The 19,920-nt window shown below is 58.7% G+C and carries 20 protein-coding genes and 2 tRNA genes; 8 read left to right on the top strand and 14 right to left on the bottom strand.

Going from position 1 to position 19,920, the window contains the following annotated elements:
• Positions 1-141: 141 nt before the first annotated feature.
• From XMD517_RS02640 to XMD517_RS02655, 4 genes are all read right to left on the bottom strand, one after another.
• Entirely contained in the window at positions 142-1,323 is a 1,182-nt protein-coding gene (locus XMD517_RS02640) for an ammonium transporter (RefSeq protein ID WP_173487638.1), read from the bottom strand.
• 414 nt (positions 1,324-1,737) lie between these two features.
• Entirely contained in the window at positions 1,738-2,043 is a 306-nt protein-coding gene (locus XMD517_RS02645; protein WP_173487639.1) for a hypothetical protein, read from the bottom strand.
• A 193-nt stretch (positions 2,044-2,236) separates the two neighbouring features.
• Positions 2,237-3,390, bottom strand: a protein-coding gene (locus XMD517_RS02650) for an IS3 family transposase (protein WP_371732405.1) whose coding sequence is annotated in 2 segments (ribosomal slippage) — positions 2,237-3,123 and positions 3,123-3,390 — 1,155 coding nt in all. Because the reading frame shifts where the segments join, the coding sequence is not laid out codon by codon here.
• A 77-nt stretch (positions 3,391-3,467) separates the two neighbouring features.
• Positions 3,468-3,896, bottom strand: coding sequence for a cyclic GMP-AMP synthase DncV-like nucleotidyltransferase (locus tag XMD517_RS02655; protein ID WP_173487394.1), 429 nt, complete (start codon positions 3,894-3,896; stop codon positions 3,468-3,470).
• A gap of 93 nt (positions 3,897-3,989) precedes the next feature.
• Between XMD517_RS02655 and XMD517_RS02660 the strand changes: the two genes are divergently transcribed.
• Positions 3,990-4,748, top strand: a complete 759-nt coding sequence (locus XMD517_RS02660) for a hypothetical protein (RefSeq protein ID WP_173487395.1) — start codon at positions 3,990-3,992, stop codon at positions 4,746-4,748.
• A 125-nt stretch (positions 4,749-4,873) separates the two neighbouring features.
• On the opposite strand, the gene XMD517_RS02665 is transcribed toward XMD517_RS02660, so the two are convergent.
• Both XMD517_RS02665 and XMD517_RS02670 read right to left on the bottom strand, forming a co-directional pair.
• Positions 4,874-4,948 (bottom strand) — tRNA-Asn (locus tag XMD517_RS02665).
• A gap of 59 nt (positions 4,949-5,007) precedes the next feature.
• Positions 5,008-5,940 carry an MBL fold metallo-hydrolase gene (locus XMD517_RS02670; RefSeq protein WP_173487407.1) on the bottom strand — a complete coding sequence of 311 codons (933 nt, stop codon included), beginning with the start codon at positions 5,938-5,940 and terminating at the stop codon, positions 5,008-5,010.
• A gap of 153 nt (positions 5,941-6,093) precedes the next feature.
• Between XMD517_RS02670 and XMD517_RS02675 the strand changes: the two genes are divergently transcribed.
• Together XMD517_RS02675 and XMD517_RS02680 are read left to right on the top strand one after the other, a co-directional pair.
• Positions 6,094-7,407: an ATP-binding protein gene (locus XMD517_RS02675; RefSeq protein WP_173487408.1), complete on the top strand. Its 1,314-nt coding sequence runs from the start codon at positions 6,094-6,096 to the stop codon at positions 7,405-7,407.
• Between the two features lie 140 nt (positions 7,408-7,547).
• Positions 7,548-8,309, top strand: a complete 762-nt coding sequence (locus XMD517_RS02680; protein WP_173487409.1) for a class II aldolase and adducin N-terminal domain-containing protein — start codon at positions 7,548-7,550, stop codon at positions 8,307-8,309.
• Here the strand turns inward: XMD517_RS02680 and XMD517_RS02685 are convergent.
• Positions 8,306-8,830 (bottom strand): GNAT family N-acetyltransferase, encoded by a 525-nt coding sequence (locus XMD517_RS02685; protein ID WP_173487410.1) that lies wholly within the window; start codon positions 8,828-8,830, stop codon positions 8,306-8,308. The genes XMD517_RS02680 and XMD517_RS02685 overlap by 4 nt on opposite strands.
• A gap of 29 nt (positions 8,831-8,859) precedes the next feature.
• Positions 8,860-8,935: transfer RNA gene (locus XMD517_RS02690), tRNA-Ile, on the bottom strand.
• Between the two features lie 114 nt (positions 8,936-9,049).
• Between XMD517_RS02690 and purM the strand changes: the two genes are divergently transcribed.
• The 3 genes from purM (at position 9,050) to rnd (ending at position 11,987) form a co-directional block, all read left to right on the top strand.
• Positions 9,050-10,099 (top strand): phosphoribosylformylglycinamidine cyclo-ligase, encoded by a 1,050-nt coding sequence (gene purM / locus XMD517_RS02695; protein WP_173488085.1) that lies wholly within the window; start codon positions 9,050-9,052, stop codon positions 10,097-10,099.
• On the top strand, positions 10,096-10,713 hold the full coding sequence (gene purN, locus XMD517_RS02700; RefSeq protein ID WP_368493376.1) for a phosphoribosylglycinamide formyltransferase: 618 nt from the start codon (positions 10,096-10,098) through the stop codon (positions 10,711-10,713). Before purM ends, purN begins: the two co-directional genes overlap by 4 nt.
• A 113-nt stretch (positions 10,714-10,826) precedes the next feature.
• Positions 10,827-11,987, top strand: a complete 1,161-nt coding sequence (gene rnd / locus XMD517_RS02705; protein ID WP_173487412.1) for a ribonuclease D — start codon at positions 10,827-10,829, stop codon at positions 11,985-11,987.
• A 75-nt stretch (positions 11,988-12,062) separates the two neighbouring features.
• Here rnd and XMD517_RS02710 read toward each other — a convergent pair whose 3' ends face one another.
• The gene (locus tag XMD517_RS02710; protein ID WP_173487413.1) at positions 12,063-12,542 is read right to left on the bottom strand and encodes a hypothetical protein; all 480 of its coding nucleotides are present in this window, start codon (positions 12,540-12,542) and stop codon (positions 12,063-12,065) included.
• A gap of 255 nt (positions 12,543-12,797) precedes the next feature.
• Between XMD517_RS02710 and XMD517_RS02715 the strand changes: the two genes are divergently transcribed.
• On the top strand, positions 12,798-13,208 hold the full coding sequence (locus XMD517_RS02715) for a SufE family protein (protein ID WP_173487414.1): 411 nt from the start codon (positions 12,798-12,800) through the stop codon (positions 13,206-13,208).
• 235 nt (positions 13,209-13,443) lie between these two features.
• Here the strand turns inward: XMD517_RS02715 and XMD517_RS02720 are convergent, their stop codons facing one another.
• The 3 genes from XMD517_RS02720 to XMD517_RS02730 all read right to left on the bottom strand — a co-directional run bounded on the left by XMD517_RS02720 (position 13,444) and on the right by XMD517_RS02730 (position 15,220).
• Positions 13,444-14,097 (bottom strand): DUF1638 domain-containing protein, encoded by a 654-nt coding sequence (locus tag XMD517_RS02720; protein WP_173487415.1) that lies wholly within the window; start codon positions 14,095-14,097, stop codon positions 13,444-13,446.
• Between the two features lie 138 nt (positions 14,098-14,235).
• Positions 14,236-14,421 carry a hypothetical protein gene (locus XMD517_RS02725; RefSeq protein ID WP_173487416.1) on the bottom strand — a complete coding sequence of 62 codons (186 nt, stop codon included), beginning with the start codon at positions 14,419-14,421 and terminating at the stop codon, positions 14,236-14,238.
• A 97-nt stretch (positions 14,422-14,518) separates the two neighbouring features.
• Positions 14,519-15,220, bottom strand: coding sequence for a B12-binding domain-containing protein (locus XMD517_RS02730; RefSeq protein ID WP_173487417.1), 702 nt, complete (start codon positions 15,218-15,220; stop codon positions 14,519-14,521).
• Between the two features lie 178 nt (positions 15,221-15,398).
• Between XMD517_RS02730 and XMD517_RS02735 the strand changes: the two genes are divergently transcribed.
• Entirely contained in the window at positions 15,399-16,484 is a 1,086-nt protein-coding gene (locus XMD517_RS02735) for a PA0069 family radical SAM protein (protein WP_173487418.1), read from the top strand.
• A 66-nt stretch (positions 16,485-16,550) separates the two neighbouring features.
• Here the strand turns inward: XMD517_RS02735 and bmt are convergent, their stop codons facing one another.
• Positions 16,551-17,567, bottom strand: a complete 1,017-nt coding sequence (gene bmt / locus XMD517_RS02740; protein ID WP_173488086.1) for a betaine--homocysteine S-methyltransferase — start codon at positions 17,565-17,567, stop codon at positions 16,551-16,553.
• A 255-nt stretch (positions 17,568-17,822) separates the two neighbouring features.
• Positions 17,823-19,820 carry a phosphatidylglycerol lysyltransferase domain-containing protein gene (locus XMD517_RS02745; RefSeq protein ID WP_173488087.1) on the bottom strand — a complete coding sequence of 666 codons (1,998 nt, stop codon included), beginning with the start codon at positions 19,818-19,820 and terminating at the stop codon, positions 17,823-17,825.
• Between the last annotated feature and the right edge of the window lie 100 nt (positions 19,821-19,920).

Raw genomic sequence — 19,920 nt, forward strand, 5'->3', positions numbered from 1 at the left:
AACAACAGCGGGACTGGCCGCAGGAATGACAAAGGCGGAGACCCGAAGGTCCCCGCCTGTCCCTGCGGTGTCGGAAGTGTACAACTCGCGCAGGGCAGGCCCCTCTTGGTCAGGAGTGAGGGGCCGGTCTGGTGGGCCGTGTTACGATGTGAAATCGTAGGCCCGTTCACCATGGGCCGAGAGGTCAAGCCCGTTGGTTTCGGTTTCCAGATCCACGCGGATCGGGGTGATCAGGGCCACAAGCTTGACCAGTGCGAGGGTGACCACGAAGGTAAAGACCCCGACGATGACCAGCGCGCCGATCTGCGCAACCCACGCCCCATGTCCAAAGGCGGCGATCATGATCGTGCCGAAGATCCCGCCGACACCGTGCACGGCAAACACATCCAGCGTGTCGTCGATCTTCATCTTGTTGCGCACGAAATTCACCGCTTCCTGGCAGAGCACCCCTGCGACCGCCCCGATGATCAGCGCCTCAACCGGGCCGACAAAACCAGAGGCTGGGGTGATCGAGGCCAGCCCCGCAATGGTGCCGGTCACAATGCCCACAAGGGAAGCCTTGCCGTATTTGATCCGTTCCCAGATCGCCCAGGTAAGCGACGCGGTGGCGGCCGAAATATGGGTGACGGTGATCGCCATCGCCGCGCCGCCATCCGCCGCCAGCTGAGAGCCGCCATTGAAGCCGAACCAGCCGACCCACAACATGCCCGCCCCAATGAACACCAGCCCCGGCGCGTGCGGTGGGGTGGTGCGATGTTTGCGCGGCCCCAGCACATAAGCGATGATCAGCGCGGCAATGCCCGCGGTTTCATGCACAGTGATGCCACCGGCAAAATCCTTGGTGCCGACCGCTCCGAAAATGCCGCCATCCGACATCATCCCGCCGCCCCAGATCCAATGCACCACGGGCGCATAGACAAGGAGCATCCACAGGCCCGAAAAGGTCAGCACAAAGCCAAAGCCCACCCGTTCAACATAGGCGCCGACAATCAGCGCGGGGGTGATCACGGCAAAGGTCATCTGGAAGGCAAAGAACAGGATTTCCGGCAGGGTACCGGACAGGCTGTCGGTGGTCACACCGTTCAGAAACGCTTTGCCCAGCCCGCCCCAAACGCCGTGATCGGATCCGCCAAAGGCAATCGAATAGCCCAGTACGAACCAAAGCACGCTCATCAGACAGGCAATGGCGTAGACATGCATGAAGACCGACAGCACGTTGCGCGCCCGCACCAGCCCACCATAGAACAGGGCAAGCCCCGGCAGGGACATGAACAGCACAAGGGCTGTCGCAGTTAAGATCCAGGCGGTGTCAGCGGCATTCATTGGTGTCCCCTTCACATGCAATTTCGCAATTGCCTATGGAAATGGCGCAAAACCCGCGCGCTGAGGACAAAGAGCGTGGAATTTAGCCGCGAAAATCAGAGGTTTTTACACCTTGCTCAAAAATAAGGCGTCTTGCCTGCCCGTTTGGCGCAGGAACGGGCAGTTGCGGAAAGGGGCATTGCCGGATATGCCGCTTTGCCTTGCCGGGTGACTGATGATTGCCGTGAAGGGAAGGGGGGGGGGTGAGGCCTTGGTGACGATTTGCGGAATGGCCCCGAAGTTGGACCGTGTGGTGTAGTGACACTTCACCAAATGTGGCCGCCCCGTTGTTTTCTAACTATGCAGCCGGACCATTTAGGCAGAGGAGGCGCACAGAAACCTCGATACCAACTTGATAGGAAGCGTCAAAACCCATCATCCTTCCTCATCAAGCGAATGAAAATTAACGCTTTTCCACCACGTCTTGAAAATATCCTGTCCGAAAATCACGATAAAAAGGGATGCGATTCCGAGTATCCCCACAATCGAATTCCTGTTTGATGAGAGCAGAAAAAGAGCAAAGAACAGGCTAGATGCAGCAACTTTTTCTTTCCATTTCGTTGTCAAGGCTCGTCGTATAGAGTTGCTCTTTTTCAATATCGTCTTCTGGAAGTGCCGCAATAGAAGTGAAAATGTTGCAGCGCCAGCTATGTCTACTGGTGCTGGATGCTCATTTTCCATTAATCATTCTTTCTTGAAAGTTTGCTAAATATCAGTGACAGCAAAGCTTGAGTTAGACTGTAAAGACAAATCGCTGCAGGAAAATAGTAGGCTCCCTTCCCGGTTTGTCCTGCGTACCAAAAACCCGCCAAACCTCCGAGAGGGACAGCTACATTGAGCTACTCCCCGAAGTTTGGACAGTGTCGGGCGTAAGTTAAGCTACTCTCTGCTCCTGCTGATCGGGTTTGGTTTTGTTTTTTCTCAGCCAATAGACCACGGCTGGGGGTTTGCCGCCAAGGGCGGAATGGGGGCGCTTGCGGTTGTAGAACTCGATCCACTTACCGACGCCGGCTTTCGCCTCTGATCCGGTTTCCCAGGCGTGCAGATAGACGCACTCGTATTTCATGCTCCGCCAGAGGCGTTCCACGAAGATGTTGTCGAGGAAGCGCCCTTTGCCGTCCATCGATATGCGGACACCTGATCGCCGCAAGCTGTCGGTCCAGGCGCAGGACGTGAACTGGCTGCCCTGGTCGGTGTTCATGATCTCGGGTGGGCCAAACCTGGCGATGGCCTCGTTCAACGCTTCGACGCAGAAGTCCGCCTCCAGTGTGTTCGATATGCGCCAGGCCAACACCTTGCGGGTGTGCCAGTCGATGATCGCCACCAGATACAGGAACCCGCGCCGCATCGGCAGGTAGGTGATGTCTGCTGCCCAGACCTGATTGGGCCGACCCACTCGCAAAGCTCGCAGCAGATAAGGATATGTCTTGTGCCCCTTCGCTGCCTTGCTGGTGTTGGGTTTCTGGTAGATCGGCATCAGGCCCATCAGCCGCATGAGCCGCCGGATGCGCTTCTCGTTCACCAGATGGCCCTCATTGCGCAGGTGCCAGGTCATCTGCCGGACACCAAAGAACGGCGTTTCCAGGAACTGCTCGTCGATCTGACGCATCAGCATCAGATTCAGCGCCGTCTCGCCCTTGGGCTGGTAGTAGAACGACGAGCGCGAGATCGACAGCAGCTTGCACTGCCTGCCGATGGACAGGTCGGGATTGGCAGGCTCAACCATCTTCCGTCTCACTTGCCGATCCACGGCTTGAGCTTTCGTGACAAAAAATCGTTGGCCACGGCCAGCTCCCCGATCTTCGCGTGCAGTTCCTTGACCTGCTCCTCGTCAATCTCAGGGGCTTTCTTGCCGCCGCGCTCAAAGACGCCGGACGCACCTTCCAAGAGCGCCCGCTTCCAACTGTGGATCATCGTCGGGTGGACGCCAAACCGGCTCGCCAACTCAGCGACCGTCTGTTCACCCTTCAGCGCCTCAAGCGCCACCTTCGCCTTGAATTCCGGCGAATGGTTCTTCCGTTTCGACATCTCTGATCTCCTTCTCATCGAAGACCAGCAGACAACAAATCGTAGCTTACGTCAGTGTCCGAATGTCAGGGGGTAGCTCATACATCGGTCCAGCGCCTACGGAACACGGGGAAATCACACTGGTACCCGTCTGCATATACAACCCGGACACACTTTTTCTTGGTCACCGGATCGTTCTTCATATTCGTCGCCTTGCGGGCGATTGCTTGGCGAACCCAATCACGAGTGGTTCTCGGTCCGTTGGCATCGTCCTGATCGAAAACGATGCCAAGGTCGATGTCGTATCGGCTTTCCTGATCGGATTCCGGCGGTTGGGTCATGGTCTTCTGGGCGTAACCACCTTGATTGATGGTTTCTTTGAAGGCTGGCTTTTCCAGTTCTTCTAGGCCCTTCTCGATACGATCAAGATTGGTTTCGCGTCGACGCTTCATGTCCGCGCGCTGGTCGTTGCTCAGCCGGACGTGTTGGTTGTGAAAGCTGGAAATTCGCTTTGAAAAATCATACATCTTGGACACCTGCCTCTGTCGTTCCCCTGTATCTGGTGGGCGCGCCGACGAAATTCAAGGGGATTGGGCCGGAAAAGAATCGGAGAACAAATCGTGTATTCACTGTTGCCTTGGAGATGGATCGGTTCCGCTGTCGCATTGATTGTGGCGGTCTCGCTTTACGCCGACGACATTGGTCTGCTGTTGGGTTTTACGGTAACCGATCAACACCTCATCCGATACCTTCCTCCCGTGCTCTTGGGTTTCCTCGCCGGGTTTTTCGGGCCCACCGGCTACTGGGCGCCTTGGCGGGTAGTGTGGCGCTTGATACCCGCTCTCAATGGATGGCTACCTGACCTGAATGGAGTATGGCTGGGGACAACTGGCTCCAATTGGCCGACGATCAAGAAGATGCTGGATGGGGCGCAGGCATACTCGGTCATTAACAAAGAAGAGTTGCACTCAACGCAAGAACAGGTGGATGCTATGGCCGTTCAAGTAACGGCCTCCTTGTTCCGATTGAAGGTCGAGGCTGGCCTCAGTTCGACCGACGGGCGTTCGCATTCGATTACCGCGAAGCCCCACCGGGATCAGCACTCCGGGCGGATACATCTCACATACGTCTATGAACAGACTTCGCCAAATCCGGCCATCACAGACGAGGAAAGACATATGGGTGCTGCCGACCTGACCATCGACCCTGACAACTTCGACGTAGCCGAAGGAGTGTATTGGACCCGAAGGAATTGGCAGATAGGGCTCAATACAGCAGGGCGCCTTGAACTGCACCGATCCACTCAACGCAAGGAAAAGGGCAAATCTCTACGTCAATATGCGGCGGAGGAGAAAAATCGTTTAGAGGCAGATAGTTAGCGAAATAACATGGCACTGGGTCACAAATGATCCACAAACACCGATCCGGGCAGTGTTTTCTGTACTTATTCTGTACTCAGAAAGAAAAAGGACTTAGCGGGCGAGCGCTAAGTCCTTGAAATCTTTGGCTCCGGCGGTAGGGATCGAACCTACGACCAATTGATTAACAGTCAACTGCTCTACCGCTGAGCTACGCCGGAACTGAGCCGGTGTATAGCTTTCGCCGTTTCCCGCTGCAAGAGGGGAAATTTCGATTTTTTCAGATGCGGCGGAAAAAATTTGTGTCGGCGCTCAGAGCGCCCTCATGTCCTACGAGGTCGCGTGTTGTGAGGTCGATCAGATGGGCAAAGACATTGCGCTCTGCGGCGGGCAGCAGGGCCGGGGGCGTGTCGGTATAGATTGCCCGGGTGAGGTCGACAATTGTGCGCGGACGGGTGGGATCAAGGGCGTTCAGAATGTCGGCCTCCCGGCTTTTTCGGTGATGTATCAACCAGTTGATCCGCTCGGCCGGGTCTTCAACCGGGGCGCCGTGACCGGGGTAATAGACGCGATCTTTGCGGGTGCGCAGCATTTCACATGAGGCCATGAAGGCGGTCAGGTCGCCGTCAGGCGGGGAGACGAGCGAGCTGGCCCAGCCCATGACGTGATCGCCGGTGAAGACCGCGCCGCCCGTGTTTCCGGTGGTGGCAAATGAGATGTGATTGGCGAAATGGCCCGGGGTCCAGAGGGTTTCAACGGTCAGGCCGCCCACTGTCAGCTGATCGCCATGGGCAAGGCAGATGTCTGGGGTGAACCCGGCGTCCACCCCTTCGCCCCCCGAATGCAGCCCACGCGCAACGAGATCCTTCATCACCTCGCTGCGGCCTGCTTTTGCGTCCCCGAATGCGTAGACCTTTGCACCGGTCAGATCGGCCAGCGAGCGGGCCAGCGGCGAGTGATCGAGATGGGCGTGGGTCACCAGCACGTGAGTGACCCGTTCCCCCGGCTCAAGGGCTTCGAGAATGGCCATAAGATGGGTGCGGTTTTCCGGCCCCGGATCCAGAACCGCCACATCCCCGGTCCCGAGCACATAGGTATTGGTGCCCCAATAGGTCATCGGAGAGGGGTTGGGGGCGAGAATGCGCCGGATACCGGGCTCCAGCGTCATCATGGCACCGGCCTGCGGGGCGTCGACTTGGGTCTGGTCAGTCATCTGGAGCCTTTCTTTTTTCGCCATAAGGCCGGTGCGGCGCGACAATGGCAAGACCGCAGCAGGTGTGACAGGTGCAAACGCAGCGTCGCCTGCTGCCGGCGACTTGCAAATGCGGGCTTTCAAATGCGCGGGCAAACACAGTAGGGTCGGGCCATGTTTACCTGGCTCAAACAATTCATGCCGAAAAGCCTTTATGGCCGTGCGGCGCTGATTCTGATTGTTCCGATCGTGTCGTTGCAACTGGTTGTGTCGGTTGTGTTCATTCAGCGCCATTTCAACCGGATTACAGAACAGATGACCTCGGCGGTGGCGGCGGAGCTGGACTATGTGCAGCGCCTGGTGGACGAGGCGCCGAACCGGGATGAGGCGCTTGCGGCGATCACACCGCTGAGCGTGCCGCTTGCCCTGCGCATCACCCTGCCGGGGGAGGCCGTGCCGGATCGCCTGGCCATCACCGACCTGACCGGTTTTACGGTTGACCGGGTGTTGCGCGAAAACCTGACCGGGTTGCAGGGGGTTGATCTGAAAAGCGACCGAAGCGTTGTGTTGCTGGGCTTTGCCACCCGCTACGGGCAGATGGAGGTGGCGTTTTCGCGCAGGCGGGTGTCTGCAACAAATCCGCATCAACTGCTGGTTCTGATGGTCGGAACCGGGTTCCTGATGACCGTTGTGGCCTTTTTGTTTCTGCGCAATCAACTGCGCCCGATCCTGCGACTGGGGCGTGCGGCTGAGGCGTTCGGCAAGGGGCAGGTTGTGCCCTATCGCATCTCCGGGGCGACCGAAGTGCGCGCGGCGGGGCGTGCCTTTTTGAATATGCGCGCCCGGATCGAGCGTCAGATCGAGCAGCGCACGATGATGCTCTCCGGGGTCAGTCATGACTTGCGCACGCCGCTGACCCGGATGAAGCTGAGCCTGTCGATGCTGGAGGATGCGGACCGGAAAGAGCTGGAGCAGGATGTGGAGGAAATGTCGCGCCTGGTGAACAGTTTTCTCGATTTTGCGCGCGATGATTCCGAAGCGGAAGGCACGGAAGACTGTGATGCAACCGATATTGCCCGTCGGGTGATCGACAAATTTGCCCGGGCGGGAAAAGAGGTGCAGAGCGGCCCGCTTCAGGCGCAGGGCAGGATCCCGCTCAGGATTGTGGCCATTGAACGGGCGCTGGAAAACCTTTTGGGCAATGCGATGAAATATGGCAGTCAGGTGCGCCTGTCCGTGCTTGAAGGGCGGGGGGACCTGCGCTTTGTCATCGAAGATGACGGGCCGGGCATTCCCGCAGATCTGCGCGATGAGGCGCTGAAACCCTTTTCCCGCCTCGATGCCGCCCGCAATCAGGACAAGGGCAGCGGGGTGGGGCTTGGCCTTGCCATCGCCAATGATGTGGCGCGCAGTCACGGGGGGCATATGCGGCTGGGGGAAAGCGCCGATCTGGGCGGATTGAAAATCGAACTGGTTCTGCCGCGGTGAGAACGAGTTTTGCCCCCTCGCACGGGATCTGATGTACCAAGCTGATGTCGCAAACGCGCCCTGTCCGGAGCGTTTTGGCAAGTCCTGTCGCGGTCCCTCTACTAATCTGATCCTAAAAGAAGGCCAAATGGGAGGCGCCGATGACCCAACATATCTCGCAAATTCAGGCCAATTTTGGTCATTGGCAGGAACGGGTTGACCTCGCGGCCGCCTTTCGCTGGACCGCTCGGCTGAAGTTTCACGAGGCGGTGGCAAATCATTTCTCGCTGGCGGTGAATGAGGAGGGCACGCAGTTTCTGATGAACCCGAACCAGCGTCATTTTGCGCGGATCAAGGCGTCTGACCTGTTGCTGCTGGACGCAATGGACCCAACGACCATGGAGCGCCCGGATGCGCCGGATCCGACGGCCTGGGGCCTGCACGGGTCGATCCACCGGCTGTGCCCCCATGCGCGTTGCGTGATGCATGTGCATTCGATCCATGCCACAGTGCTGGCCTCTCTGGAGGACAGCAACCTGCCACCGATCGACCAGAACACCGCGACGTTTTATAATCGCTATGTGATTGATGAGGGCTTTGGTGGGTTGGCGTTCGAAGAAGAGGGGACACGCTGTGCGGCGATGCTGTCTGATCCGAAGGTGAAAACCATGATCATGGGCAATCACGGCGTCTTGGTCATTGGCGACAGCGTGGCCGACACGTTCAACCGGCTTTATTACTTCGAACGCGCTGCGGAAACCTATATCCGTGCGCTGCAAACGGGCCAGAAACTGCGGATCCTGTCGGATGACATCGCTGAGAAAACCGCGCGCGAGCTGGAAAACTATCCCGATCAGGCCACCCGCCATCTGGAAGAGTTGAAGGCGATTTTGGAGGAGGAAGGATCGGATTTCGCCAGTTAGATCCGATCCCGGGCGCCGATCTGAGCGCAAAACACATCATTCAGATAGGCTTGGTCATTGATGCGAAAATGGGTGTTGCCGATCTTGCGAAAACCGAGCTTTTCATAAAATTGAATGGCGTTTGTATTTTCAGAGTTGGTTGCCAGCCAGACCGCTTCAATTCCGCGCGCTCGGCAGACCTCAAAGACCTGATCCAAAAGCGCCTTTCCGGTCCCACGCCCATGATGACGTGGTTGCACGTAAAGTGTTGTGATTTCGGTTGTCGGGGTGCCATTTATGGGAGCAGGCTTGTTCCAGCTTATGCGGGCAAAGCCGTCGATCCCTTCTCTATTCTCCGATACGATGACATGTTCCATCGGGTCGCGCAGCATTGCCGCGATCTTGTCCACGGTGAATTCCTGCAGGGCATAATCGGCAAATACCCCGTTGATCCCGTGCTTCAGATAGGTGCCGATCCAGACCTCAAGCGACAATGCGGCAATGCTGGAGGCATCACTCTCGTTGGCTTTTCTGAGGAGCATCTCTTTCCCTGACAGTATAGAAGAAAGTCTGGTAGGCCCGGCAGGATTTGAACCCGCAACCAAAGCGTTATGAGCGCTCTGCTCTAACCGTTGAGCTACAGGCCCACCTTGCCCCCTAGGTATCAAAGTTTCGCCCCGCGTCAAGCAGACCGTGGACTCTTTCCTTCATGTAAGCTATCGCGTGCGTGAAAATATGAGCTTCGATCTTCGGGGGACGACATGAGCGACGGCAAGAACGGCATCACTTACGCAGATGCAGGTGTGGATATCGACGCAGGCAATGCGCTGGTGGAGCGGATCAAACCGGCCGCCAAACGCACCAATCGCCCCGGTGTCATGGCAGGGCTTGGCGGTTTTGGCGCGCTGTTTGACCTGAAAGGGGCAGGGTTCAAGGACCCGGTTCTGGTGTCGGCCACGGATGGGGTCGGAACCAAGCTGCGCATCGCAATTGATACTGGAAACGTGGACACGATCGGCATTGACCTTGTGGCAATGTGCGTGAACGACCTTGTCTGTCAGGGCGCAGAGCCGCTGTTTTTCCTTGATTATTTTGCAACCGGAAAGCTGGAGATCGACACCGCGGCCCGGATCATCGAAGGCATCGCCAAAGGTTGTGAACTGTCGCGCTGTGCGCTGATTGGCGGCGAGACCGCCGAAATGCCGGGCATGTATGATGAGGGCGATTTTGACCTTGCCGGTTTCTCTGTCGGGGCGATGGAACGTGGCGAAGTGCTGCCGCGCGGTGTGCGCGAAGGGGACGTGCTTCTGGGCCTGGCCTCGGACGGGGTGCATTCGAACGGCTATTCGCTGGTGCGCAAACTGGTTGAAGTGTCCGGCCTTGGCTGGGAGGCAACCTGCCCGTGGGATGACAGCATCACCCTGGGCGAGGCGCTTTTGGCTCCGACCCGCCTTTACGTGACCCAAGTGCTCGAGGCGATCCAGTCGGGGGGTGTTCATGCGCTGGCACATATCACCGGCGGTGGTCTGACCGAAAACCTGCCGCGCGTTCTGCCCAATGGCCTTGGCGCACTGGTCGATCTCGACGCCTGGGATCTGCCACCCGTGTTCAAATGGCTTGGCGCAACCGGTGGCATGAACGACGCCGAAATGCTTAAAACCTTCAATTCCGGCCAGGGCATGGTCCTGGTTGTCGATGCCAGGGAAGCCCAGAAAATCACCGACCTGCTGACCAAGGCAGGGGAGCGTGTCAGCCGTCTGGGTGTGATCCAGAAGGGAGAAGGCGTGAAATATCTGGGCTCGCTTCTGTGAGCAGCGCCGCCGGACACGCCGACAAGAAACGGGTCGCCATCCTGATTTCAGGGGGCGGCTCGAACATGGTGACGCTGGCGAAATCCATGACCGGCGATCACCCGGCGCGCCCCTGTCTGGTTCTGTCGAACGTGCCGGACGCAGGTGGGCTTGAAAAGGCCCGCATGATGGGAATTCCCACGGCGGTTGTCGATCATCGCGACTTCAAAGGTGATCGGGAAGGGTTTGAAAAGGCTCTGAATTCCGAGCTGGAGAGGCATGCGCCCGATATCATCTGCCTGGCGGGGTTCATGCGCATCCTGACCGAAGGTTTTACCGGCCATTGGGCCGGGCGCTGCCTGAATATCCACCCGTCACTTTTGCCGAAATACAAGGGGCTTGATACCCATCAGCGCGCAATTGATGCGGGCGATAAGGTGGCCGGCTGTTCAGTGCATGAGGTAACTGCCGAGCTGGATGGTGGCCCGATATTGGGTCAGGCACGTGTTCCGATCCTGCCCGGCGATGACGCCGCAGCTCTGGCTGCGCGGGTGTTGGTGGAGGAGCACAGGCTCTATCCCACCGTGCTTGAACGCTTTGCGCGCGGGGATAAAACACCTGTCCAACTGCCCTGAGACCTGCCCGATACGACCTGTCGCATCCGGTCTGTGCCCCTCGGGCTTTTCTTTCCGCAAAATTCCCCGTAAACACGCGCAAACTGGCAAGATCTATTGATCAGGATATTCGAATGATAACGATCACCACCACCGACGCCCTGGCCGAATTCTGCGCGCGGGCCGCGCAGCATCCTTATGTCACGGTGGATACCGAATTTCTGCGCGAACGCACCTATTATTCCAAACTGTGCCTTGTGCAGATGGCGGTGCCCGGTGACGCGGAAGAGGATGCGGTGCTGGTGGATCCGCTGGTGGACGGCCTGTCGCTCGAACCGATGTATGAGCTGTTCCGCGATGAACGGGTGGTGAAAGTATTCCACGCAGCCCGGCAGGACCTCGAAATCTTTTTTGTTGAGGCCGGCGTCTTTCCAAAACCGCTGTTCGACACACAGGTCGCGGCCATGGTTTGTGGCTTCGGGGATCAGGTGGGATATGAAACGCTTGTGCGCAAAATTGCCAAGGCGCAGCTGGACAAATCCAGCCGTTTTACCGATTGGTCACGCCGCCCGCTGACCGCGGCGCAACAGAATTACGCGATCGGCGATGTGACCCATTTACGGGTGATCTACGAATGGCTTGCCAAAGAGCTGGAAAAATCCGGTCGTGGCGCCTGGGTCGAAGAGGAGCTGTCGGTTCTGACCGATCCCGCGACCTATACCATCCACCCGGAAGACGCCTGGCAGCGCGTGAAAACCCGCACCAATTCGGGGCGTTTCCTGGGGATCGTGCGCGAACTTGCCCGGTTTCGGGAATTCTACGCCCAGTCCCGAAATATCCCGCGCAACCGGGTGATGAAAGATGACGCGCTGCTGGAGCTTGCGTCGACGAAGCCTGCGAATATTCAGGATCTCGGCCGGTCGCGCCTGTTGCTGCGCGAGGCCCGCAAAGGCGAGATCGCGGACGGGATCCTCAAGGCCGTGGCGGACGGGCTGGCCTGCCCGCAGGAAAACCTGCCGAAAGTTACCGACAAGGCCAAGGAAAAACTGCAGGTCAACCCCGCGCTGGCCGACCTTCTGCGCGTGCTTCTGAAAGCGCGCTGCGAACAGGAGAAAGTGGCGCAGAAACTGATCGCCTCTGCCGCAGACCTTGATGCGCTTGCGGCGGGCAAACGGAATGTTCAGGCGTTGAAGGGCTGGCGCGCGCAGGTGTTTGGCAGCGATGCTGTGCGCCTGTGTGATGGAAAACTCGCGCTTGCCGCGAAAGGTCAGCGCGTCGAAGTGTTCGAAGTCTGAACAGGGTGAAAGAACGGGGCATTACCCCCGTTCAAACCCCCGCTCAAACCTATGAGACTGCCCAGATTAAAGGGACTACGGGCGCAGCGTTTTGCTGTTCCGTGTTCCGATGATGCGGATGGATTTCACCTCGCGCAGCGCATTGTGGGACAGGAATTTGCCCACATGGATTTCGCGCTGCTGCGGGCGACCATTATTGGTATGTTCGCGCGGTTCTGAAATGCGGAACTCATAGGTCAGCACGCCATCTTCCGGCTCCCCTTCATTCAGGGCCTCAAGCGACGCATCCCAGTATCCAAGACGCGGCGGCAGGCCGGTTGCGCGCACGATCACTCCGCCGGGGCTGTTCATGGCCTCAACTCGGGTCACCTGATCAATCAGATACCGCCGGTCCAGATCCTGCTCAAACCCGCCAACAGGGATCAGGGCCACTTTCTTCGGACCAGAAGGGGCAAACCATGTCGTAGGGTTGAGGCTGGCATTTCCGCTGCAGGCGCTCAGCGACAGAACAAGGGTTGGGATCAGGATGAGGGGGGCAGTCAAACGCATCTGCATCAAAGCTCCTAAAGCGTTTCGGGACAAAGCTGCGACAGATGCCCATCCCGAAAGGCCCACAATAGTTTTATCTCTTGCCGCGTTTTGCCTTGTCCTCTCTCAGGTCGAAACCAAAACGCTTTAAGGGTCTGCTACAGGGGTAGCCGATGCAAAAGGGTTTGAAAAGAGCACCTTTGCGGGGCTGGACCTTTTCCTTCGAACCGCTTAGCTAAATCGGACCAAACCCCGGCATCGGGGCGTTTGACGGAGAGACAGATGGCCAGCGCAGCTTTTGAAGACATTGTTGAAGATTTCGAATTCCTCGATGATTGGGAAGATCGCTATGCGACGGTGATCGACATGGGGAAATCCCTGCCGGAAATGGCAGAGGCGCTGAAGGTTCCCGCAACCAAAGTGGAAGGCTGCGCCAGCCAGGTCTGGCTGCAACCAATGATCGAAGATGGCGTGTTTCGCTTTATCGGCGACAGTGACGCGATGATCGTGCGCGGGCTGATTGCGGTTCTCGGGGCGCTTTATAACGGGCTTACACTGTCCGAGGTCGGCGCGGTGGATGCCCCGGCTGAACTGGCGCGTCTTGGTCTGAACGAACATCTTTCGTCGCAACGCTCCAACGGGGTGCGCGCCATGGTCGAGCGTATTCGCCTTCACGCCAGCGAAGCCGCCTGACCAAATTGTCGGCTTGATTTCACGAAGGGCTACCGCTGCCCCCCGAAATTTGCCGCTTTTTCTTGCGTCAAATACCTCGGGGTGAGCGCGCAGCGCGAGGGGCAGAGCCCCTTGGGGCTTCACTTAAAGCGTTTCGGGATAAACCTGAAACACATGCCTATTCCGAAACGCCCACGACATAGAGATCTCTTGCTGCGCTTCGACTTTTCCCTGTCTGAGGTTAAAGTCGAAACGCTTAAGCCTGCAGGACCGCCGTTTCCAGATCGCCATACCCCGTCAATTGACGGCTATAGTCCAACCCAAGCATCTGTGCTGCCGCGCGGGCCTTTTCGTCGAGTTCGGGATTGTCCGTCTGCGCCAGGTACACCAGCCGGGTATAATGACCGAAATACATGTCGCGCAGCTCGGGATGGCGGTCGAGCCCAAGCGGCTTTACCACAAAGCTTTCAAACCCACGGGCCAGAAAGTCGGTCAGGTAGAACACATCAATTTCACCCTCCGCGCGGGCTTCAAACGCGGCATTTCCCTCAAAAAAAGAGTAGCAATGCGGGCCGCGGATCATCTCGATCCCGCGGCTGGCGCAGATCTCGGCAAGTTTCCCACCGGTGCCGCAATCGGCATAGGCCAGAAACACGCTCTCATAATTGCTTTGGTGTTTGTCCAGCGCCTCTTCGACCGCGGCCGGGATCTTGTCCGGACTGTTATGCAGGATCGCGGGCAGGCAGGTCAGCGTGAGGTGATCCAGATTGTTGGCGCGGATGATCGCGAGGATTTCATTGGCCAGCGCCCCGCAGGCAAGAACCAGAACCTGACCCTTCTCGTCGCGGGGGACCAGCCCGTCCCGCGTCAATGTCTCGTCGCTAGGATCTGATGGCAAGGAAAAGGGCATGGGACCTCCTTGGGCCATGGGACGTCTGCCCCCGGCCGGTTCTGTTCGCGTGTCAGATCAGTATTCCTGTCGACCTCATTTCGGGCAAGAGGAAATACGCCAGTTTCCGCCACGCATTCGACCTGCCGGGTGGAAAATTCAGTCTTTCTTGTCAGGGTTTAGCGCGCGAAAGGCGATGCTCGCCAACATGATCAGCGGCAAGACGGCCATCGCAGTCTGCCCATCCAGCTTGCCCGAGGATGCGGCCAGCCCAGCCACCAGAACCGTCAGCCCTCCGGCTGAGATCACCAATGCGAGAAGGAAAAGATACCGCAGTTTGCTCATGCAGCAAATGTGGGGGCTTTGCGGGGGAAAGGGAAGGGGCAAAACGAAAAAGGCCCCGCCAATCTGGCAGGGCCTGTTCCGTAAACTTGTCGGGCGCTTAGCTTGCGACGCCCTGGTTGTGTTTGCGCGACATGAAGTCCTTGGCCATTTCCACGGCCACAGCAGCGTCACGGCAGTAACCGTCAGCGCCAATCGCCTTGCCGAACTCTTCGTTCAGCGGCGCGCCACCGACCAGAACGGTGTAATCGTCGCGAATGCCTTTTTCGACCATCGCGTCAATCACAACTTTCATGTAGGGCATGGTGGTGGTCAGCAGGGCCGACATGCCAAGGATATCCGGCTGCTCGGTCTCCAGCGCTTCCAGATAGTTCTCGACCGGGTTGTTGATGCCCATGTCGTGCACTTCGAAACCTGCGCCTTCCATCATCATCGACACAAGGTTCTTGCCGATGTCATGAATGTCGCCTTTCACGGTGCCGATCACCATTTTACCCATGCGCGGGGCACCGGTTTCAGCCAGAAGCGGCTTGAGGATCGACATGCCGGCTTTCATTGCGTTGGCTGCCAGCAGCACTTCCGGCACAAAGAGGATACCATCGCGGAAATCGGCGCCAACGATGGTCATCCCGGCCACCAGGGCCTCGGTCAGGATGTTGTAGGGCTGCCAGCCGCGTTCCAGCAGAATATTCACACCTTCTTCGATCTCTTCCTTGAGACCGTCATAAAGGTCGTCGTGCATCTGCTGAACAAGCTCTTCGTCGTTCAACTCGCTCAGGATGATATCTTCTTCGTCCGACATGATTGCCTTTTCCCTTGGCTGAAACTCTGCGTTCTTTAACAAATGCGACAAAATGGCCGCGTCGGTCTGAACCGATTACGACACTGAGTGCGCTTTCAACGACGCGAAGGCAAATGATTTATTCGCATGGAAAACGTGAGGTTCTTTCAAATGTTCCCTAAATGTTCTATGGGGGGATATGGAAAGATCAAAATTCCGACAGGTTTCAGCTGATCAGCGCCGCGGACGCGGTGCAACCTGCAATCCGGCAGGGCGGTATGAGGCGTTTGAGCGGGAAAAGATCTGCGACGGATGGGACATTCAGCCAGAGCGCAGCTTGCGCACCGAGGTTCATATCGAATCGCCGCGCCAGATCATCACCCGAAACACCTCTCCCGACCTGCCATTTGACCGCTCGATCAATCCCTATCGGGGGTGCGAACATGGCTGCATCTATTGTTTTGCCCGCCCCAGCCATGCCTATCTGGGCTATTCCCCCGGTTTGGATTTCGAAACCCAGCTGATCGCCCGGCCAGGCGCCGCAGACCGGCTTGCGGCTGAGTTGCAGCGCAAATCGTATCACCCCAAACCGATTGCCATTGGCACCAATACCGATCCCTATCAGCCGATCGAACGCGACTATCGGGTGATGCGTGGCATCCTGAACGTGCTGTTGGAACACCGACACCCGGTCACAATCGTGACCAAGGGGTGCTTGATCGAGCGGGATTTGGACCTGTTGTCGGACCTCGCGCGGTTAAACCTCGTGCATGTGGGTGTGTCGCTGACCACGCTGGACCCGCATGTGTCGCGCCGGATGGAACCGCGCGTGCCGGGACCAAAACGACGCCTCGCCATGATCTCGGCCCTTGCCAGCGCTGGGATCCCCACTCGGGTCATGGTGGCGCCCGTGGTGCCGGCACTGACCGATCACGAGCTTGAAGCGATCCTGACCGCCAGCCGAAAGGCCGGTGCGCTGGCCGCGAGCTATATCCTGCTGCGCCTGCCAGAGGAGGTGTCTCCGTTGTTTCAGGACTGGCTGCTTGAGGCGTTTCCTGATCGCGCTGAGCGGGTGATGGGGCGGATGCGTGACATGCGCGGCGGCAGGGAGTATCACGCCACGTTCACTCAACGCATGGTCGGGCAGGGCGAATATGCCCGCCTTCTGTCTCATCGGTTCCGGATTGCCTGCCGCCGGTTGGGTTTTGTCCGGGACCTGCCCGCTCTGTCCTGCACGCAGTTCCGGGTTCCACCAAAATCCGGGGATCAGCTGTCTCTGTTCTGAGGGGGAATGGCAAAAAGGACCCGAGCAGCCGCACGGGTCCTGTCCTGAATTTGAAATCCGGTGGTGTCAGCCGCGACGGCGGCGCCCGCGGCGGGCAGGTGCCCCGTCATCCTCTCCGGTGCCGTCAGACGCAGATGAGAACCCACCAAGCTTTTCCGCGATCTCTTCCAATGTCGGACGGGTATCGCTTTTCGGACGGGTTTCAAGCGCCTCGCGCATGGCGCGCAGATGCTCCGCCGTGGTGCCGCAGCAGCCGCCGATAATACGTGCGCCGCAATCGCGGGCAATCACCGCGTAATCGCCCATCAGGTCCGGGGTGCCGTCATAGTGGATATGACCATCTACATATTTCGGAATGCCCGCATTGCCCTTGGCAATAATTGGGCGTTCCGTGCCCTGAGCGGCAAAGCCCAGAACCGTGCGAAGCAGATCCGCGGCCCCCACGCCGCAATTGGCTCCGAACGCAATCGGCGGGTTGGGCAGGCTTTCGACCTTCAGCGCCAGATCAGCTGAGGTCACCCCCATCATGGTGCGCCCGGCCGTGTCAAAACTCATCGTGCCGCACCAGGCCATGCCTGCCAGCTCAGCCGCCTTTGCAGCTGCTTTGTATTCGTCAAAGGCCGAGATCGTCTCAACCCAAAGCACGTCAGCGCCACCGGCTTTCAGACCTTCGGCCTGTTCGTGGAACATTTCGACCGCGCCATCAAAGGTCAGGCTGCCCATCGGTTCCATGATTTCACCGGTCGGACCAACTGATCCGGCCAAGATCACCTTGCGACCAGAGGCATCCGCGACCTCACGGCCCAGCTCGGCCGCTGCCTTGTTCAGTTCGAAAACGCGCTTTTCTGCCCCGTGCAGCTTCAGGCGCGACGCGTTGCCACCGAATGAGTTGGTCAGGAAAATGTCCGATCCGGCGTCGACGGCGCCGGCATACAGCGCACGGATCTTGTCCTGCTCGTCCACATTCCAAAGCTCTGGTGCATCGCCCGAGGTCAGTCCCATGTTGAACAGGGTGGTGCCGGTTGCGCCATCCGCCATCAACCAGTCACGTTCTGCAAGCAACTCTGTCAGCGCATCTGCCATATTGGTCTCCGATCTTTGCGAGGCGACCGCCGCGCGTAAACTTGGGGGCATCTGCCCGCCAGATTGTCTGTTGCGTGCTACCTGCCACGGATTTCGTGACAGCGCAAATTCATTCCGTTCATCGAGATGATGAAGACCGTTTTATATCCGGTTTTATACCGGGCCAGCTTTAGGCCTGAGCGGAGGCGCGTCAGGTCTGGGTCATGCAGGCAAACCTAAGGGCGGGACGGGGGTGTTTCCCGTCCATTGTCGGTATCACTGCGGTCGCGAGATTTCGCGCATAACATCCAGCGCGCCCGTCACCAGATCACGTCGCTTTGGCGCCGCCGCATAAAGCGTTTCCCAATTGGGGGCAAAACATGTCTTGAACTGGCGCAGCCCGGCCGCCCCGGTGATCCGGTCCAGCCGCTCGCGAAGCCAGTGAAACACTTTGGGCTCGGTGGATTGTTTTTCATAAGGCACCGCTGCCAGTGACAGGCGATCATATCCTTCTGACGCCGCCTGCCGGATGGCTGCGACCAGCAGGAGATGCATCGTGCCATCTGGTGCCTTGGCGCCCATGCGCATCAGGTCCAGAACCTGCTCCTGCGCGTTTGTATGCAGGGTGATGAAACCGACCAGCTGGTTGTTCTGATAGGCCAGAAAGACCTGGGCATAGGGCAGGGTGGCTGGGGACCAGACGCCCATGGAAAACCCTCTTTGGCCGCCGCGATCAGTGCTCCAAGCCTCTGCAATATCGTTCATATCCGCGATCGGCAGGTTGCTGCCGCCCAACTGGACCCGCAGTGCGGCTTTTTCGGCCTGTCTCAGTTTTCGGCGCAATTGGCGACGTTCGGCCCCCGCGGTGGTAAAGGTCTGTGGATTGAGCCATGCCTCGCGCGCGATGGGTAGGGTTTTCCATCCGTTTTTGCGGGCCAGAGCGGCAAAGCGTGGCCCGATCTTGTAGAAAAATGGCGCGCGATACGTCTCCTGAGCAAGGCGGCGTGCCTGTCGCAGGTAATCCTTTGTGATGCTGTCTGGTGTCAGAGGGTCTGACAAAAGGATGAGGCTTTGCCCCGACAATTTTCCCATTCCTGTTGAGACCGGACCCGTCGTGTCACCTCCGCATTCAACTGCGGCCAGGTTGCCGTGACGCAGCAGCGCGGCCTCGGCGCGCGGGGCGTTTGCCACCTGATGATGCAGGTGGGCGGGCAGTTGGGGCGCGCGCGCGATGTGGGTGATCCTGGCGGATTGGGGGGTGTCACCGTCCGGGCGCGCAGCTTTGCGTGGCCCTCGCATCGTCACAACAGCGGCGATCAGCGCGGGGGTCGCATAATATACGGCCCGAAAGGCGAGGATACCGGCCAGAACCGGCTCTTGTTCCAGATGAGGGAGCAGGACCAGAAGGGTCAGTTCAAATGGCCCGACCCCACCGGGTGTGCCGGATATCAGACCGGCCCCGAGTGCGACGAGATAAGCGGCCATCAGCGGCAGGATCCCGATGGTGCAGTTTTCCGGCAATATCACCCAGAGGGCCGCACCTGCCGCAACCGTATCAAGGGCGGCCAGAGCCACAAAGGCGGCCATGGCGCGCAGGGGAGGCATATTGAAACGCGACAAAAGGGCGGGGCGCCAGAGGGACAGGATCATGAGAAGGCCCGCCCCGCCAAATGCGCCCCAGCCCAAGGGGCGGATCCAGTGGATGCCGGCAAGCTCAACCGGAATGAGCAGGAGGAACACCGCGGTCACCACCGCCCAGGCAGAGAGAAAGGACAGGGCCACCATCATCGAGATATGCAATGCCCTGAGCAAAGTCAGCTCCGGCAGCATACGCCATCGCACGAAGGCAGAACTGATCACGCCAAACCCAAAGGTTTGGGACAGGGCGATTGCGGTTGCCCCCGATATCTGCGCCTCACGGGAGGCGACGGGCGTGCCGATCAAACGGTGCACCACACGGTCATATCGCCCCACGGCCCAGAAGGAGATCGCGGAAAATAGGGCTGCCCCCACCCATTGATGGGGCTGAACCGTTACAAGAGAGGCATGGATATAAGCATAATCAAGCCCCGCGATCCGGTCCCACAGGAGGGCAACGATCGCCACGGCAAACCCGAGCGGCAGCAACTGGCGGACCAGCAGGCGGATCAGGTCCAACCCGGTCTCCTCAGCTGGCTGCATTATGCGCGATGGAAACTCCGCCACGGGGCGCGCACGCTGCGAAAGTTTTCGAAGTTTCAGGATATGTCTGTTCTGTTTTTTCAAGTCGCTCATGAAGCCTGCCTGCCGTTTGATCAGGCCCATCCCGATCAGCCTCCCGGCCTGTGCCACTGTGTGGGCTGGGAGCAAACAGGTCGTTAACAGATCAATTTAT

The sequence above is a fragment of the Aliiroseovarius sp. xm-d-517 genome (assembly GCF_013283135.1).
Lineage (GTDB): Bacteria > Pseudomonadota > Alphaproteobacteria > Rhodobacterales > Rhodobacteraceae > Aliiroseovarius > Aliiroseovarius crassostreae.